We start from the raw sequence: 17,713 nt of genomic DNA, 5'->3' as shown, positions 1-17,713 counted from the left end.
ACTTAAGTTCCCATCATGTAGTAGTAGTCAGGATGTTCCCAAATCTATTAAATTGCAGTATCAAAAATGTTCCCTTAAATTCAAGTAAATGATACGTTCCTTAGTGTTGACTTTTTATGTTTAAGTATGTAAAATGTTCCCATGGTAATTAATTGAGGTGAGCAGCATGAGCAATAAAAACTCTTTCGGAACTCAGCGAAAAATAAACCTTCGTGAAATCATCGAAGACACGGTAAGTCGCTTTATAAAAACAAGAGAGTCAGACAAGAAGCAAAAAATAAAGACCGATGAAGAAAAGCGACTAGGGACTAGTACTAAAAACAAGTTGCGCAATGATGGTCGTAAAAATGAGAGCAACAAGATTACCCTTACCACTATGAATGGGTACTTAACAAAAGTAAGAAAAGCGATTGTAGAAACTGGCTACAAACATCATTTTTTTGAGAAAAAAATCACTGCGTTGGTGAAGAAAAACCCAAGGTTTGAAAAGTCACTAAATGACTTATTAAAGCTTGATTGCCTTGCAGCAACCAAAGCCAAAAATGAGCTAGTGATTGAGTTAAGAAAGCTAGCTAAAAAGGATCGAGAGGGAAAGAAAATAGAATCATTGGCTAATGCTCTTTCGGGCGTTCAAGTAGTACCTGTGGCAATTTCAGCGTTAAAGCTCGATGAGCTTGAAAAACAACAGATGAGCGAGCACAACGATGGAGTAATTAATCGCACTCAAAGCAGCAAGGTAAAACTGGATGCTGATAGCGTAAATAACCTACTAATCAAGCTGTTTGAAAGTGATAACCCACACGACCTAGCACTAGGCGTAGCAATGGCTACGGGACGTCGCCAGATTGAAGTTCTAATTCAAGGTGAATTCAAAAAAGTGGGAGAGTTTGAGATCGCGTTCAGCGGTCAAGCAAAGGAAAAGAATGCTGGTGGAGCGTACAACATCACTACGCTGGTATCGGCTGATAAAATTCTACAGGCAATTGAGAAGCTTAGAGAGTCGCCTCAAGTCAAAAAGATTATGGATGTAATGGAACAGGCTGAAAAGTCTAACGACTTTTACACCAAGAACGAAACTTTCAATAACTACAGTCGGGCTTTTACAACGGCAGCAACATCAACACTCAGTGAATTAGGCGAAAAACCTAGCGGATGGACGTTCAAGGATAGTCGGGCAATTTATGCAAACGTAGCGTTTAAGCTCGATGAAGCGCATCGAATTGCTAACGGTCTGGATGTTATCGACTCAGCGTTATTCTTCGAGCAAGAACTAGGGCATAAAGACAAAGAATCTCAACACAACTACAAGTCTTTTTACGTTGTGGGCGATGTTAATCGCATCACTCGCAAGCTGGAAAAGAAAGTGCTTAACGATCTGGCTAAGGAAGAAAGCAAAAACAAAGCTAGTCGAGTTGAGCAAATCAAGGAGCTGGCAAACGACCCAGCAATAACCAATGAGAAGCTTGAAAGCGTTATTGAAAAGATCATTCCGTTTGTTGAGAACGACCCAGCGATTGAGATCACTACTACGTTTTTACGAAAGGAAGTTAAAGGTAAAGCTACTCGACTCAGCAAAGTTCTAGCAGTGTTGAAAGATAAAGGTCTAGACAAACTTTAAGGGAGGCCGAAAGGTGGAAAAAGAAAAAACAATGGCAGGTCTGAAAAACGCTAAAAATCTAGTTAAACAGGCACGCCTCATTTTGATGATGGTCGATAGCGCCAATGGTCTAGATTCTGAAACCATTACGGACTGCATTCACATGGTTGGAGGAAAGTTAAGGAGAGTTGAGGAGTCAATAAGTGAACATTCTTTAGCTTTGGATTTCGACAAGCGAGACCTGTTTCTTAATTTGAACAATCAAGCCGGTTCCATGCTGAAGTTGTTAGTAGAAAGCAATGCTTTGAAGGTGTTGGATAGAAGTCTAATTTCCAATTGTTTATGGTCAGTTACAGAAAAATTGGAAGCTTTAAATGATGCTATATCTCAAGAAAACTACGAAAAACCACTTACCTGCGTTACTGAATGATTAAATACCACTTTAAACGCCCTACAAAGCCCGTAGGGCGTTTTTCTTTTCCACTCAAACAATCACACCAATAAAACACTAATCGTTAAATCTGGGGCTGGTGGCTTTGGATTAATGCCTATCTTACCGCGAATGCAGTTCTAGCCCCGCAGGGGGAGCGAAGCGGAGACCTAACCCATGTTCCAGCGAGTGTCCAAGTGTTGCTACCGCACGCAATGCAGGGGTTACCGCAAGCGCAGGGGTGTTAGCGGACTTCAAGCGTTCGCTGTGAGTGTCTGCGTGTTGAGAAGTTATAGCGCGCTCGGTGCCGCCTCGCACCCTGCAAAGCCCCAATGCTATGAGCTGACAGCGTACTCATTGCCAAATGCTTTGCTGCGATCTTGCAGTTTTTCTCCAAGGTGCACTTTAGGTGCAAAAGGTGCACTTTAGGTGCAGTGTTTTTTTTTAATTTTGCACCTTAATTTTTCCTTATTTTTCTTATAGTTATCTCTCTAAGGTGCAAAAGGTGCATTTTTTTTTATTAAAAGGGGGGAAAAATTTATTGTGATATATATCACATTATTTTTTTTTACCCTCTATAGGAGTTTTTCTGCACTTTTTGCACCTTGGGAGGTTGTTTTTCGTGTAATCTGTTGATTTATAAGCTTTTTTCTAGGTGCATTTTAGGTGCATTTTTAGGTGCACTAAGGTGCAAAGGTGCACTTTTAAAATGCACCTTGCAAAAAAAAAGCACCCTTTCGGGTGCTTTTAATAGGTTAAACCTATTGCTAACGAGTGCCGCGGCGTCTCATACCAATAGCTGTTAGCTCATTTTCTGCTCTTCCGGTCATGTGAGGAATAGCGAAACCTCGTTTGCCTTGATAGGTGCCATGCATGAACATTTTTTCTATTAGTATTTTTTGCCGCTTGCTTGTCTTTAGGGCTTAGTTTGTTCTTACTCCATCCTAGAGCTTCACAGATATCGAGTAAGCTGGCTTGCCACATAGCTGGTTCATCTGCCTTGCTTTCAAATTCTTCGATAATAGCTTCTTCGATTGGAGTCATTAGTCTGAATGCTTCGTTGATTTTCTGTTGGTACTCGCGCTCATCGTCTGATAGTTTCCATGGTTCTCGGATGTTTAGTGATAGCTCATTAACTACCATTTCATAAATCTGAGCCCATAGTTGTTGTTTGTCGATGTCTTCTAAATCATTAAGTTTTAGTTGAAGAACCGGAATAGACCAGTATCGATCGTTGCCAGTATTGTCTACCAGGAACGATGATGGGTTAACGGTTGCAAAGAACACGGTTCTTCGAGTCCAAGTAGAGATCTCCGCCGCGTATGGAAGTCGAATATCATCAGTGAATTGGTCAACAAAACCTTTCAACGCAGCAACATCGGCTTTTCTTGTGGTGGCATCAACTTCTCCAAGTTCAACTATCCAATGTTTTAGAGCAGCTATTTTCGAGTCTTTGTTTTCAGGGTTTAGGATGTGACCTTGCAATAGGTATCGGTTCATGTCTCCCATCAAGATCTTGATGAAAGGGGTTTTCCCCAGACCTTGAGCGCCTTGAAAGGTAAGTATTGATTTAAATTTAAATTTTTTGTGCTCGTCATTAATGGCTGCGCATACCGATGCCATCATGAACTTCAGTATTGCTGCTTCTTTCCACTTGTTGATTTCAGGAGCTGTAATTACTGTGTCGACTACCGATTGAATTCGGTCTTGTCTGTCCCATTCCCTTTGAGTGCAATACTCAACTATAGGGTTGTATGGATTTCGGTTTGCTATTGCTACCAGTTGCTCTTGGATTCTTCCGATTGGAAATTTGTTGATCTCACAAAGGCTTTTGATGGTTTCTAGCCTTTGTCCTTTGGCATTGTCCATCAAGTTGTGTTCATTGTTAGGAAGGATTATTTCTTGCTCTTTTGTTATCAGGTTGTACCGTACCTGAATGCCATATCTAGCAAGTAGAAAGACTAGGTTGTCTACATGGGAAATTGCCCCAATGGGATTACCATCTTTATCAAATTTAGGATAAGGGTAACCAAAAAATTCGATTGATTGATTGAATGGCTTGTGTGTTCTTAAGGGGGTTACGTTGCTTTCAGTCGTCATTATTCACGCCCTCAATAGCACTTCTGATCATCAATTCATCAATCATGCGTCGAATATAAACGGCAGCACGACAGTTGAATTGTTGTTCAATAAATTGCTTCTGGATAGGGGTGATTACAATGCGTTCAGTAGCTTGATAATCCGCAGGCTTATTGAAGCTACGGACTGATTTAGTCTTATTAGTCATGTTGTTATTCTCTTAGTTTGAATTGTTGACGGGTGATTAATCCGTCACTTTCGATAGTAATCTGAACTGAATAGCTTTTCAACAGGCACAAAAAAACCCGCCCCTAAGAGAAAGGCGGGTTTTCTTGTAGATGCTATTTAGAATTGGTAATCAGCCAACTCACACCTAATGACAACGTCGCAGGGCTGCGCTGTTGTTTAAATTTGCACTCGCGTACAGTTGTATTTTAGGCGTGTCAGGGAGTTTAATGCAAGGCTTTCATTGAAGTTTCAAAGCCCTGTTTGGATGGTGGTTGTTTGCGCATGGAGCTATGTCCAGCATAGTGAATGTACCCTAAAAATAGGCGTATTTCTAGGGGTTATTTGCGCTATACGTCAACGCGCACGTGCTGAAGTGTCTAGGTTTCTTCTGGGTGGGTTTTTATGTCCGTACGGGGGGACACCGCGGTATTTGAAAGTATTTTGCCTTTTTTCTGAATGCAGCACCTCATATTATAGGTTTTTGTTTAATAACAATTTTGTTTGTTTTTGCTTGCCGTTTTTATCCTCGATTGATGTTTCACCCAGATTTTGATGCTCTGTTTGCGTAATGCAGCACACCAGCACCCATTGCGCACTCGTTTTATCCTTGAATGTTTGGCGTAAACATCAAGGTAAGTCCACCAGCCAAAAGCAGATTTTTGTAGTGCTCTAAGGTGGGTAATGAATCAATCCTTTTTCTTGTTGGTCAGTTTGTGCTTGGTTACTTATCAATTCCTCACTTAATGAACTAGCAATGCCTTTTAAAATAAGGGCTTCATCTCGTTTATATCCCCGTAAATGATTGTGAGTGCTACCGCTTTAAAAGCTTTTGTTCCCTCAGAATTACCCGTCATTCTCGCTTTGCTTTTCGCGCTTCTCTCCTCAATTTTTCCTTTTTAACTCCTGAGTTGTTGCAATTAAAAAGACTCATGATTGTTGGTTGTTTTTACCTTTCGGTGTTTTTATTGATACAGGTCACAAAAGGAACATTTAACGTACTTTTATCTATGAATTATTATGGGAACAAAACGATTACTTCTATCTACACCAAAAAGGGAACATTATTATTACTACTATAGCTTGTATGGGAACACTCAGTATACTACTACACGTGTAGTAGTATACTGAGTGTTCCCATACAAGCTATAGTAGTAATAATAATGTTCCCTTTTTGGTGTAGATAGAAGTAATCGTTTTGTTCCCATAATAATTCATAGATAAAAGTACGTTAAATGTTCCTTTTGTGACCTGTATCAATAAAAACACCGAAAGGTAAAAACAACCAACAATCATGAGTCTTTTTAATTGCAACAACTCAGGAGTTAAAAAGGAAAAATTGAGGAGAGAAGCGCGAAAAGCAAAGCGAGAATGACGGGTAATTCTGAGGGAACAAAAGCTTTTAAAGCGGTAGCACTCACAATCATTTACGGGGATATAAACGAGATGAAGCCCTTATTTTAAAAGGCATTGCTAGTTCATTAAGTGAGGAATTGATAAGTAACCAAGCACAAACTGACCAACAAGAAAAAGGATTGATTCATTACCCACCTTAGAGCACTACAAAAATCTGCTTTTTGGCTGGTGGACTTACCTTGATGTTTACGCCAAACATTCAAGGATAAAACGAGTGCGCAATGGGTGCTGGTGTGCTGCATTACGCAAACAGAGCATCAAAATCTGGGTGAAACATCAATCGAGGATAAAAACGGCAAGCAAAAACAAACAAAATTGTTATTAAACAAAAACCTATAATATGAGGTGCTGCATTCAGAAAAAAGGCAAAATACTTTCAAATACCGCGGTGTCCCCCCGTACGGACATAAAAACCCACCCAGAAGAACCTAGACACTTCAGCACGTGCGCGTTGACGTATAGCGCAAATAACCCCTAGAAATACGCCTATTTTTAGGGTACATTCACTATGCTGGACATAGCTCCATGCGCAAACAACCACCATCCAAACAGGGCTTTGAAACTTCAATGAAAGCCTTGCATTAAACTCCCTGACACGCCTAAAATACAACTGTACGCGAGTGCAAATTTAAACAACAGCGCAGCCCTGCGACGTTGTCATTAGGTGTGAGTTGGCTGATTACCAATTCTAAATAGCATCTACAAGAAAACCCGCCTTTCTCTTAGGGGCGGGTTTTTTTTGTGCCTGTTGAAAAGCTATTCAGTTCAGATTACTATCGAAAGTGACGGATTAATCACCCGTCAACAATTCAAACTAAGAGAATAACAACATGACTAATAAGACTAAATCAGTCCGTAGCTTCAATAAGCCTGCGGATTATCAAGCTACTGAACGCATTGTAATCACCCCTATCCAGAAGCAATTTATTGAACAACAATTCAACTGTCGTGCTGCCGTTTATATTCGACGCATGATTGATGAATTGATGATCAGAAGTGCTATTGAGGGCGTGAATAATGACGACTGAAAGCAACGTAACCCCCTTAAGAACACACAAGCCATTCAATCAATCAATCGAATTTTTGGTTACCCTTATCCTAAATTTGATAAAGATGGTAATCCCATTGGGGCAATTTCCCATGTAGACAACCTAGTCTTTCTACTTGCTAGATATGGCATTCAGGTACGGTACAACCTGATAACAAAAGAGCAAGAAATAATCCTTCCTAACAATGAACACAACTTGATGGACAATGCCAAAGGACAAAGGCTAGAAACCATCAAAAGCCTTTGTGAGATCAACAAATTTCCAATCGGAAGAATCCAAGAGCAACTGGTAGCAATAGCAAACCGAAATCCATACAACCCTATAGTTGAGTATTGCACTCAAAGGGAATGGGACAGACAAGACCGAATTCAATCGGTAGTCGACACAGTAATTACAGCTCCTGAAATCAACAAGTGGAAAGAAGCAGCAATACTGAAGTTCATGATGGCATCGGTATGCGCAGCCATTAATGACGAGCACAAAAAATTTAAATTTAAATCAATACTTACCTTTCAAGGCGCTCAAGGTCTGGGGAAAACCCCTTTCATCAAGATCTTGATGGGAGACATGAACCGATACCTATTGCAAGGTCACATCCTAAACCCTGAAAACAAAGACTCGAAAATAGCTGCTCTAAAACATTGGATAGTTGAACTTGGAGAAGTTGATGCCACCACAAGAAAAGCCGATGTTGCTGCGTTGAAAGGTTTTGTTGACCAATTCACTGATGATATTCGACTTCCATACGCGGCGGAGATCTCTACTTGGACTCGAAGAACCGTGTTCTTTGCAACCGTTAACCCATCATCGTTCCTGGTAGACAATACTGGCAACGATCGATACTGGTCTATTCCGGTTCTTCAACTAAAACTTAATGATTTAGAAGACATCGACAAACAACAACTATGGGCTCAGATTTATGAAATGGTAGTTAATGAGCTATCACTAAACATCCGAGAACCATGGAAACTATCAGACGATGAGCGCGAGTACCAACAGAAAATCAACGAAGCATTCAGACTAATGACTCCAATCGAAGAAGCTATTATCGAAGAATTTGAAAGCAAGGCAGATGAACCAGCTATGTGGCAAGCCAGCTTACTCGATATCTGTGAAGCTCTAGGATGGAGTAAGAACAAACTAAGCCCTAAAGACAAGCAAGCGGCAAAAATACTAATAGAAAAAATGTTCATGCATGGCACCTATCAAGGCAAACGAGGTTTCGCTATTCCTCACATGACCGGAAGAGCAGAAAATGAGCTAACAGCTATTGGTATGAGACGCCGCGGCACTCGTTAGCAATAGGTTTAACCTATTAAAAGCACCCGAAAGGGTGCTTTTTTTTTGCAAGGTGCATTTTAAAAGTGCACCTTTGCACCTTAGTGCACCTAAAAATGCACCTAAAATGCACCTAGAAAAAAGCTTATAAATCAACAGATTACACGAAAAACAACCTCCCAAGGTGCAAAAAGTGCAGAAAAACTCCTATAGAGGGTAAAAAAAAATAATGTGATATATATCACAATAAATTTTTCCCCCCTTTTAATAAAAAAAATGCACCTTTTGCACCTTAGAGAGATAACTATAAGAAAAATAAGGAAAAATTAAGGTGCAAAATTAAAAAAAACACTGCACCTAAAGTGCACCTTTTGCACCTAAAGTGCACCTTGGAGAAAAACTGCAAGATCGCAGCAAAGCATTTGGCAATGAGTACGCTGTCAGCTCATAGCATTGGGGCTTTGCAGGGTGCGAGGCGGCACCGAGCGCGCTATAACTTCTCAACACGCAGACACTCACAGCGAACGCTTGAAGTCCGCTAACACCCCTGCGCTTGCGGTAACCCCTGCATTGCGTGCGGTAGCAACACTTGGACACTCGCTGGAACATGGGTTAGGTCTCCGCTTCGCTCCCCCTGCGGGGCTAGAACTGCATTCGCGGTAAGATAGGCATTAATCCAAAGCCACCAGCCCCAGATTTAACGATTAGTGTTTTATTGGTGTGATTGTTTGAGTGGAAAAGAAAAACGCCCTACGGGCTTTGTAGGGCGTTTAAAGTGGTATTTAATCATTCAGTAACGCAGGTAAGTGGTTTTTCGTAGTTTTCTTGAGATATAGCATCATTTAAAGCTTCCAATTTTTCTGTAACTGACCATAAACAATTGGAAATTAGACTTCTATCCAACACCTTCAAAGCATTGCTTTCTACTAACAACTTCAGCATGGAACCGGCTTGATTGTTCAAATTAAGAAACAGGTCTCGCTTGTCGAAATCCAAAGCTAAAGAATGTTCACTTATTGACTCCTCAACTCTCCTTAACTTTCCTCCAACCATGTGAATGCAGTCCGTAATGGTTTCAGAATCTAGACCATTGGCGCTATCGACCATCATCAAAATGAGGCGTGCCTGTTTAACTAGATTTTTAGCGTTTTTCAGACCTGCCATTGTTTTTTCTTTTTCCACCTTTCGGCCTCCCTTAAAGTTTGTCTAGACCTTTATCTTTCAACACTGCTAGAACTTTGCTGAGTCGAGTAGCTTTACCTTTAACTTCCTTTCGTAAAAACGTAGTAGTGATCTCAATCGCTGGGTCGTTCTCAACAAACGGAATGATCTTTTCAATAACGCTTTCAAGCTTCTCATTGGTTATTGCTGGGTCGTTTGCCAGCTCCTTGATTTGCTCAACTCGACTAGCTTTGTTTTTGCTTTCTTCCTTAGCCAGATCGTTAAGCACTTTCTTTTCCAGCTTGCGAGTGATGCGATTAACATCGCCCACAACGTAAAAAGACTTGTAGTTGTGTTGAGATTCTTTGTCTTTATGCCCTAGTTCTTGCTCGAAGAATAACGCTGAGTCGATAACATCCAGACCGTTAGCAATTCGATGCGCTTCATCGAGCTTAAACGCTACGTTTGCATAAATTGCCCGACTATCCTTGAACGTCCATCCGCTAGGTTTTTCGCCTAATTCACTGAGTGTTGATGTTGCTGCCGTTGTAAAAGCCCGACTGTAGTTATTGAAAGTTTCGTTCTTGGTGTAAAAGTCGTTAGACTTTTCAGCCTGTTCCATTACATCCATAATCTTTTTGACTTGAGGCGACTCTCTAAGCTTCTCAATTGCCTGTAGAATTTTATCAGCCGATACCAGCGTAGTGATGTTGTACGCTCCACCAGCATTCTTTTCCTTTGCTTGACCGCTGAACGCGATCTCAAACTCTCCCACTTTTTTGAATTCACCTTGAATTAGAACTTCAATCTGGCGACGTCCCGTAGCCATTGCTACGCCTAGTGCTAGGTCGTGTGGGTTATCACTTTCAAACAGCTTGATTAGTAGGTTATTTACGCTATCAGCATCCAGTTTTACCTTGCTGCTTTGAGTGCGATTAATTACTCCATCGTTGTGCTCGCTCATCTGTTGTTTTTCAAGCTCATCGAGCTTTAACGCTGAAATTGCCACAGGTACTACTTGAACGCCCGAAAGAGCATTAGCCAATGATTCTATTTTCTTTCCCTCTCGATCCTTTTTAGCTAGCTTTCTTAACTCAATCACTAGCTCATTTTTGGCTTTGGTTGCTGCAAGGCAATCAAGCTTTAATAAGTCATTTAGTGACTTTTCAAACCTTGGGTTTTTCTTCACCAACGCAGTGATTTTTTTCTCAAAAAAATGATGTTTGTAGCCAGTTTCTACAATCGCTTTTCTTACTTTTGTTAAGTACCCATTCATAGTGGTAAGGGTAATCTTGTTGCTCTCATTTTTACGACCATCATTGCGCAACTTGTTTTTAGTACTAGTCCCTAGTCGCTTTTCTTCATCGGTCTTTATTTTTTGCTTCTTGTCTGACTCTCTTGTTTTTATAAAGCGACTTACCGTGTCTTCGATGATTTCACGAAGGTTTATTTTTCGCTGAGTTCCGAAAGAGTTTTTATTGCTCATGCTGCTCACCTCAATTAATTACCATGGGGAACATTTTACATACTTAAACATAAAAGTCAACACTAAGGAACGTATCATTTACTTGAATTTAAGGGAACATTTTTGATACTGCAATTTAATAGATTTGGGAACATCCTGACTACTACTACATGATGGGAACATTAAGTATACTACTACACGTGTAGTAGTATACTTAATGTTCCCATCATGTAGTAGTAGTCAGGATGTTCCCAAATCTATTAAATTGCAGTATCAAAAATGTTCCCTTAAATTCAAGTAAATGATACGTTCCTTAGTGTTGACTTTTATGTTTAAGTATGTAAAATGTTCCCCATGGTAATTAATTGAGGTGAGCAGCATGAGCAATAAAAACTCTTTCGGAACTCAGCGAAAAATAAACCTTCGTGAAATCATCGAAGACACGGTAAGTCGCTTTATAAAAACAAGAGAGTCAGACAAGAAGCAAAAAATAAAGACCGATGAAGAAAAGCGACTAGGGACTAGTACTAAAAACAAGTTGCGCAATGATGGTCGTAAAAATGAGAGCAACAAGATTACCCTTACCACTATGAATGGGTACTTAACAAAAGTAAGAAAAGCGATTGTAGAAACTGGCTACAAACATCATTTTTTTGAGAAAAAAATCACTGCGTTGGTGAAGAAAAACCCAAGGTTTGAAAAGTCACTAAATGACTTATTAAAGCTTGATTGCCTTGCAGCAACCAAAGCCAAAAATGAGCTAGTGATTGAGTTAAGAAAGCTAGCTAAAAAGGATCGAGAGGGAAAGAAAATAGAATCATTGGCTAATGCTCTTTCGGGCGTTCAAGTAGTACCTGTGGCAATTTCAGCGTTAAAGCTCGATGAGCTTGAAAAACAACAGATGAGCGAGCACAACGATGGAGTAATTAATCGCACTCAAAGCAGCAAGGTAAAACTGGATGCTGATAGCGTAAATAACCTACTAATCAAGCTGTTTGAAAGTGATAACCCACACGACCTAGCACTAGGCGTAGCAATGGCTACGGGACGTCGCCAGATTGAAGTTCTAATTCAAGGTGAATTCAAAAAAGTGGGAGAGTTTGAGATCGCGTTCAGCGGTCAAGCAAAGGAAAAGAATGCTGGTGGAGCGTACAACATCACTACGCTGGTATCGGCTGATAAAATTCTACAGGCAATTGAGAAGCTTAGAGAGTCGCCTCAAGTCAAAAAGATTATGGATGTAATGGAACAGGCTGAAAAGTCTAACGACTTTTACACCAAGAACGAAACTTTCAATAACTACAGTCGGGCTTTTACAACGGCAGCAACATCAACACTCAGTGAATTAGGCGAAAAACCTAGCGGATGGACGTTCAAGGATAGTCGGGCAATTTATGCAAACGTAGCGTTTAAGCTCGATGAAGCGCATCGAATTGCTAACGGTCTGGATGTTATCGACTCAGCGTTATTCTTCGAGCAAGAACTAGGGCATAAAGACAAAGAATCTCAACACAACTACAAGTCTTTTTACGTTGTGGGCGATGTTAATCGCATCACTCGCAAGCTGGAAAAGAAAGTGCTTAACGATCTGGCTAAGGAAGAAAGCAAAAACAAAGCTAGTCGAGTTGAGCAAATCAAGGAGCTGGCAAACGACCCAGCAATAACCAATGAGAAGCTTGAAAGCGTTATTGAAAAGATCATTCCGTTTGTTGAGAACGACCCAGCGATTGAGATCACTACTACGTTTTTACGAAAGGAAGTTAAAGGTAAAGCTACTCGACTCAGCAAAGTTCTAGCAGTGTTGAAAGATAAAGGTCTAGACAAACTTTAAGGGAGGCCGAAAGGTGGAAAAAGAAAAAACAATGGCAGGTCTGAAAAACGCTAAAAATCTAGTTAAACAGGCACGCCTCATTTTGATGATGGTCGATAGCGCCAATGGTCTAGATTCTGAAACCATTACGGACTGCATTCACATGGTTGGAGGAAAGTTAAGGAGAGTTGAGGAGTCAATAAGTGAACATTCTTTAGCTTTGGATTTCGACAAGCGAGACCTGTTTCTTAATTTGAACAATCAAGCCGGTTCCATGCTGAAGTTGTTAGTAGAAAGCAATGCTTTGAAGGTGTTGGATAGAAGTCTAATTTCCAATTGTTTATGGTCAGTTACAGAAAAATTGGAAGCTTTAAATGATGCTATATCTCAAGAAAACTACGAAAAACCACTTACCTGCGTTACTGAATGATTAAATACCACTTTAAACGCCCTACAAAGCCCGTAGGGCGTTTTTCTTTTCCACTCAAACAATCACACCAATAAAACACTAATCGTTAAATCTGGGGCTGGTGGCTTTGGATTAATGCCTATCTTACCGCGAATGCAGTTCTAGCCCCGCAGGGGGAGCGAAGCGGAGACCTAACCCATGTTCCAGCGAGTGTCCAAGTGTTGCTACCGCACGCAATGCAGGGGTTACCGCAAGCGCAGGGGTGTTAGCGGACTTCAAGCGTTCGCTGTGAGTGTCTGCGTGTTGAGAAGTTATAGCGCGCTCGGTGCCGCCTCGCACCCTGCAAAGCCCCAATGCTATGAGCTGACAGCGTACTCATTGCCAAATGCTTTGCTGCGATCTTGCAGTTTTTCTCCAAGGTGCACTTTAGGTGCAAAAGGTGCACTTTAGGTGCAGTGTTTTTTTTAATTTTGCACCTTAATTTTTCCTTATTTTTCTTATAGTTATCTCTCTAAGGTGCAAAAGGTGCATTTTTTTTATTAAAAGGGGGGAAAAATTTATTGTGATATATATCACATTATTTTTTTTTACCCTCTATAGGAGTTTTTCTGCACTTTTTGCACCTTGGGAGGTTGTTTTTCGTGTAATCTGTTGATTTATAAGCTTTTTTCTAGGTGCATTTTAGGTGCATTTTTAGGTGCACTAAGGTGCAAAGGTGCACTTTTAAAATGCACCTTGCAAAAAAAAAGCACCCTTTCGGGTGCTTTTAATAGGTTAAACCTATTGCTAACGAGTGCCGCGGCGTCTCATACCAATAGCTGTTAGCTCATTTTCTGCTCTTCCGGTCATGTGAGGAATAGCGAAACCTCGTTTGCCTTGATAGGTGCCATGCATGAACATTTTTTCTATTAGTATTTTTGCCGCTTGCTTGTCTTTAGGGCTTAGTTTGTTCTTACTCCATCCTAGAGCTTCACAGATATCGAGTAAGCTGGCTTGCCACATAGCTGGTTCATCTGCCTTGCTTTCAAATTCTTCGATAATAGCTTCTTCGATTGGAGTCATTAGTCTGAATGCTTCGTTGATTTTCTGTTGGTACTCGCGCTCATCGTCTGATAGTTTCCATGGTTCTCGGATGTTTAGTGATAGCTCATTAACTACCATTTCATAAATCTGAGCCCATAGTTGTTGTTTGTCGATGTCTTCTAAATCATTAAGTTTTAGTTGAAGAACCGGAATAGACCAGTATCGATCGTTGCCAGTATTGTCTACCAGGAACGATGATGGGTTAACGGTTGCAAAGAACACGGTTCTTCGAGTCCAAGTAGAGATCTCCGCCGCGTATGGAAGTCGAATATCATCAGTGAATTGGTCAACAAAACCTTTCAACGCAGCAACATCGGCTTTTCTTGTGGTGGCATCAACTTCTCCAAGTTCAACTATCCAATGTTTTAGAGCAGCTATTTTCGAGTCTTTGTTTTCAGGGTTTAGGATGTGACCTTGCAATAGGTATCGGTTCATGTCTCCCATCAAGATCTTGATGAAAGGGGTTTTCCCCAGACCTTGAGCGCCTTGAAAGGTAAGTATTGATTTAAATTTAAATTTTTTGTGCTCGTCATTAATGGCTGCGCATACCGATGCCATCATGAACTTCAGTATTGCTGCTTCTTTCCACTTGTTGATTTCAGGAGCTGTAATTACTGTGTCGACTACCGATTGAATTCGGTCTTGTCTGTCCCATTCCCTTTGAGTGCAATACTCAACTATAGGGTTGTATGGATTTCGGTTTGCTATTGCTACCAGTTGCTCTTGGATTCTTCCGATTGGAAATTTGTTGATCTCACAAAGGCTTTTGATGGTTTCTAGCCTTTGTCCTTTGGCATTGTCCATCAAGTTGTGTTCATTGTTAGGAAGGATTATTTCTTGCTCTTTTGTTATCAGGTTGTACCGTACCTGAATGCCATATCTAGCAAGTAGAAAGACTAGGTTGTCTACATGGGAAATTGCCCCAATGGGATTACCATCTTTATCAAATTTAGGATAAGGGTAACCAAAAAATTCGATTGATTGATTGAATGGCTTGTGTGTTCTTAAGGGGGTTACGTTGCTTTCAGTCGTCATTATTCACGCCCTCAATAGCACTTCTGATCATCAATTCATCAATCATGCGTCGAATATAAACGGCAGCACGACAGTTGAATTGTTGTTCAATAAATTGCTTCTGGATAGGGGTGATTACAATGCGTTCAGTAGCTTGATAATCCGCAGGCTTATTGAAGCTACGGACTGATTTAGTCTTATTAGTCATGTTGTTATTCTCTTAGTTTGAATTGTTGACGGGTGATTAATCCGTCACTTTCGATAGTAATCTGAACTGAATAGCTTTTCAACAGGCACAAAAAAACCCGCCCCTAAGAGAAAGGCGGGTTTTCTTGTAGATGCTATTTAGAATTGGTAATCAGCCAACTCACACCTAATGACAACGTCGCAGGGCTGCGCTGTTGTTTAAATTTGCACTCGCGTACAGTTGTATTTTAGGCGTGTCAGGGAGTTTAATGCAAGGCTTTCATTGAAGTTTCAAAGCCCTGTTTGGATGGTGGTTGTTTGCGCATGGAGCTATGTCCAGCATAGTGAATGTACCCTAAAAATAGGCGTATTTCTAGGGGTTATTTGCGCTATACGTCAACGCGCACGTGCTGAAGTGTCTAGGTTCTTCTGGGTGGGTTTTTATGTCCGTACGGGGGGACACCGCGGTATTTGAAAGTATTTTGCCTTTTTTCTGAATGCAGCACCTCATATTATAGGTTTTTGTTTAATAACAATTTTGTTTGTTTTTGCTTGCCGTTTTTATCCTCGATTGATGTTTCACCCAGATTTTGATGCTCTGTTTGCGTAATGCAGCACACCAGCACCCATTGCGCACTCGTTTTATCCTTGAATGTTTGGCGTAAACATCAAGGTAAGTCCACCAGCCAAAAAGCAGATTTTTGTAGTGCTCTAAGGTGGGTAATGAATCAATCCTTTTTCTTGTTGGTCAGTTTGTGCTTGGTTACTTATCAATTCCTCACTTAATGAACTAGCAATGCCTTTTAAAATAAGGGCTTCATCTCGTTTATATCCCCGTAAATGATTGTGAGTGCTACCGCTTTAAAAGCTTTTGTTCCCTCAGAATTACCCGTCATTCTCGCTTTGCTTTTCGCGCTTCTCTCCTCAATTTTTCCTTTTTAACTCCTGAGTTGTTGCAATTAAAAAAGACTCATGATTGTTGGTTGTTTTTACCTTTCGGTGTTTTTATTGATACAGGTCACAAAAGGAACATTTAACGTACTTTTATCTATGAATTATTATGGGAACAAAACGATTACTTCTATCTACACCAAAAAGGGAACATTATTATTACTACTATAGCTTGTATGGGAACACTCAGTATACTACTACACGTGTAGTAGTATACTGAGTGTTCCCATACAAGCTATAGTAGTAATAATAATGTTCCCTTTTTGGTGTAGATAGAAGTAATCGTTTTGTTCCCATAATAATTCATAGATAAAAGTACGTTAAATGTTCCTTTTGTGACCTGTATCAATAAAAACACCGAAAGGTAAAAACAACCAACAATCATGAGTCTTTTTTAATTGCAACAACTCAGGAGTTAAAAAGGAAAAATTGAGGAGAGAAGCGCGAAAAGCAAAGCGAGAATGACGGGTAATTCTGAGGGAACAAAAGCTTTTAAAGCGGTAGCACTCACAATCATTTACGGGGATATAAACGAGATGAAGCCCTTATTTTAAAAGGCATTGCTAGTTCATTAAGTGAGGAATTGATAAGTAACCAAGCACAAACTGACCAACAAGAAAAAGGATTGATTCATTACCCACCTTAGAGCACTACAAAAATCTGCTTTTTGGCTGGTGGACTTACCTTGATGTTTACGCCAAACATTCAAGGATAAAACGAGTGCGCAATGGGTGCTGGTGTGCTGCATTACGCAAACAGAGCATCAAAATCTGGGTGAAACATCAATCGAGGATAAAAACGGCAAGCAAAAACAAACAAAATTGTTATTAAACAAAAACCTATAATATGAGGTGCTGCATTCAGAAAAAAGGCAAAATACTTTCAAATACCGCGGTGTCCCCCCGTACGGACATAAAAACCCACCCAGAAGAACCTAGACACTTCAGCACGTGCGCGTTGACGTATAGCGCAAATAACCCCTAGAAATACGCCTATTTTTAGGGTACATTCACTATGCTGGACATAGCTCCATGCGCAAACAACCACCATCCAAACAGGGCTTTGAAACTTCAATGAAAGCCTTGCATTAAACTCCCTGACACGCCTAAAATACAACTGTACGCGAGTGCAAATTTAAACAACAGCGCAGCCCTGCGACGTTGTCATTAGGTGTGAGTTGGCTGATTACCAATTCTAAATAGCATCTACAAGAAAACCCGCCTTTCTCTTAGGGGCGGGTTTTTTTTGTGCCTGTTGAAAAGCTATTCAGTTCAGATTACTATCGAAAGTGACGGATTAATCACCCGTCAACAATTCAAACTAAGAGAATAACAACATGACTAATAAGACTAAATCAGTCCGTAGCTTCAATAAGCCTGCGGATTATCAAGCTACTGAACGCATTGTAATCACCCCTATCCAGAAGCAATTTATTGAACAACAATTCAACTGTCGTGCTGCCGTTTATATTCGACGCATGATTGATGAATTGATGATCAGAAGTGCTATTGAGGGCGTGAATAATGACGACTGAAAGCAACGTAACCCCCCTTAAGAACA

Annotated in this window: 13 protein-coding genes; 7 read left to right on the top strand and 6 right to left on the bottom strand. The window is 40.5% G+C overall.

What is annotated here, in order from left to right; genetic code table 11:
- Positions 1-166 precede the first annotated feature (166 nt).
- Complete coding sequence (locus L9Q40_RS13345) at positions 167-1,618, top strand: protelomerase family protein (RefSeq protein WP_498793574.1); 1,452 nt, start codon at positions 167-169, stop codon at positions 1,616-1,618.
- Positions 1,619-1,631: 13 nt separating this feature from the next.
- Complete coding sequence (locus L9Q40_RS13340) at positions 1,632-2,027, top strand: hypothetical protein (RefSeq protein ID WP_498793573.1); 396 nt, start codon at positions 1,632-1,634, stop codon at positions 2,025-2,027.
- A gap of 807 nt (positions 2,028-2,834) precedes the next feature.
- On the opposite strand, the gene L9Q40_RS13335 is transcribed toward L9Q40_RS13340, so the two are convergent.
- Both L9Q40_RS13335 and L9Q40_RS13330 read right to left on the bottom strand, forming a co-directional pair.
- A complete protein-coding gene (locus tag L9Q40_RS13335; protein WP_498793576.1) occupies positions 2,835-4,127 on the bottom strand; it encodes a VapE domain-containing protein in 1,293 nt (430 codons plus the stop codon).
- Complete coding sequence (locus L9Q40_RS13330) at positions 4,117-4,314, bottom strand: hypothetical protein (RefSeq protein WP_498793571.1); 198 nt, start codon at positions 4,312-4,314, stop codon at positions 4,117-4,119. The genes L9Q40_RS13335 and L9Q40_RS13330 overlap by 11 nt, the downstream gene beginning before the upstream one ends.
- A gap of 2,263 nt (positions 4,315-6,577) precedes the next feature.
- Here L9Q40_RS13330 and L9Q40_RS13325 point away from each other — a divergent pair.
- Complete coding sequence (locus L9Q40_RS13325) at positions 6,578-6,775, top strand: hypothetical protein (protein ID WP_498793571.1); 198 nt, start codon at positions 6,578-6,580, stop codon at positions 6,773-6,775.
- Positions 6,776-6,994: 219 nt separating this feature from the next.
- Complete coding sequence (locus L9Q40_RS13320; protein ID WP_498793575.1) at positions 6,995-8,095, top strand: VapE domain-containing protein; 1,101 nt, start codon at positions 6,995-6,997, stop codon at positions 8,093-8,095.
- 765 nt (positions 8,096-8,860) lie between these two features.
- Here L9Q40_RS13320 and L9Q40_RS13315 read toward each other — a convergent pair.
- Entirely contained in the window at positions 8,861-9,256 is a 396-nt protein-coding gene (locus L9Q40_RS13315) for a hypothetical protein (RefSeq protein ID WP_498793573.1), read from the bottom strand.
- Between the two features lie 13 nt (positions 9,257-9,269).
- Entirely contained in the window at positions 9,270-10,721 is a 1,452-nt protein-coding gene (locus tag L9Q40_RS13310; protein ID WP_498793574.1) for a protelomerase family protein, read from the bottom strand.
- A gap of 358 nt (positions 10,722-11,079) precedes the next feature.
- Here L9Q40_RS13310 and L9Q40_RS13305 point away from each other — a divergent pair, with 358 nt between their 5' ends.
- Positions 11,080-12,531: a protelomerase family protein gene (locus L9Q40_RS13305; protein ID WP_498793574.1), complete on the top strand. Its 1,452-nt coding sequence runs from the start codon at positions 11,080-11,082 to the stop codon at positions 12,529-12,531.
- Positions 12,532-12,544: 13 nt separating this feature from the next.
- Positions 12,545-12,940: a hypothetical protein gene (locus L9Q40_RS13300; protein ID WP_498793573.1), complete on the top strand. Its 396-nt coding sequence runs from the start codon at positions 12,545-12,547 to the stop codon at positions 12,938-12,940.
- 765 nt (positions 12,941-13,705) lie between these two features.
- Here L9Q40_RS13300 and L9Q40_RS13295 read toward each other — a convergent pair.
- Positions 13,706-15,037, bottom strand: coding sequence for a VapE domain-containing protein (locus L9Q40_RS13295; RefSeq protein ID WP_498793572.1), 1,332 nt, complete (start codon positions 15,035-15,037; stop codon positions 13,706-13,708).
- On the bottom strand, positions 15,027-15,224 hold the full coding sequence (locus L9Q40_RS13290) for a hypothetical protein (protein ID WP_498793571.1): 198 nt from the start codon (positions 15,222-15,224) through the stop codon (positions 15,027-15,029). Before L9Q40_RS13290 ends, L9Q40_RS13295 begins: the two co-directional genes overlap by 11 nt.
- Before the next feature lie 2,265 nt (positions 15,225-17,489).
- Between L9Q40_RS13290 and L9Q40_RS13285 the strand changes: the two genes are divergently transcribed.
- Positions 17,490-17,687 carry a hypothetical protein gene (locus L9Q40_RS13285; RefSeq protein WP_498793571.1) on the top strand — a complete coding sequence of 66 codons (198 nt, stop codon included), beginning with the start codon at positions 17,490-17,492 and terminating at the stop codon, positions 17,685-17,687.
- Positions 17,688-17,713 lie beyond the last annotated feature (26 nt).

This window comes from Allocatenococcus thiocycli, assembly GCF_921292965.1.
GTDB lineage: Bacteria > Pseudomonadota > Gammaproteobacteria > Enterobacterales > Vibrionaceae > Vibrio > Vibrio natriegens.
Note: the sequence above shows the minus strand (reverse complement) of the source record. Positions and strands in the feature narration are given on the sequence as shown.

What these genes read in the sequence shown, in the direction of transcription:
- L9Q40_RS13285 (WP_498793571.1), top strand. Translation starts at nt 17,490, where the DNA reads ATGACTAATAAGACTAAATCAGTCCGTAGCTTCAATAAGCCTGCGGAT.
- L9Q40_RS13325 (WP_498793571.1), top strand. Translation starts at nt 6,578, where the DNA reads ATGACTAATAAGACTAAATCAGTCCGTAGCTTCAATAAGCCTGCGGAT.
- L9Q40_RS13290 (WP_498793571.1), bottom strand. Translation starts at nt 15,224, where the DNA reads ATGACTAATAAGACTAAATCAGTCCGTAGCTTCAATAAGCCTGCGGAT.
- L9Q40_RS13310 (WP_498793574.1), bottom strand. Translation starts at nt 10,721, where the DNA reads ATGAGCAATAAAAACTCTTTCGGAACTCAGCGAAAAATAAACCTTCGT.
- L9Q40_RS13345 (WP_498793574.1), top strand. Translation starts at nt 167, where the DNA reads ATGAGCAATAAAAACTCTTTCGGAACTCAGCGAAAAATAAACCTTCGT.
- L9Q40_RS13305 (WP_498793574.1), top strand. Translation starts at nt 11,080, where the DNA reads ATGAGCAATAAAAACTCTTTCGGAACTCAGCGAAAAATAAACCTTCGT.
- L9Q40_RS13320 (WP_498793575.1), top strand. Translation starts at nt 6,995, where the DNA reads ATGGACAATGCCAAAGGACAAAGGCTAGAAACCATCAAAAGCCTTTGT.
- L9Q40_RS13335 (WP_498793576.1), bottom strand. Translation starts at nt 4,127, where the DNA reads ATGACGACTGAAAGCAACGTAACCCCCTTAAGAACACACAAGCCATTC.
- L9Q40_RS13295 (WP_498793572.1), bottom strand. Translation starts at nt 15,037, where the DNA reads ATGACGACTGAAAGCAACGTAACCCCCTTAAGAACACACAAGCCATTC.
- L9Q40_RS13330 (WP_498793571.1), bottom strand. Translation starts at nt 4,314, where the DNA reads ATGACTAATAAGACTAAATCAGTCCGTAGCTTCAATAAGCCTGCGGAT.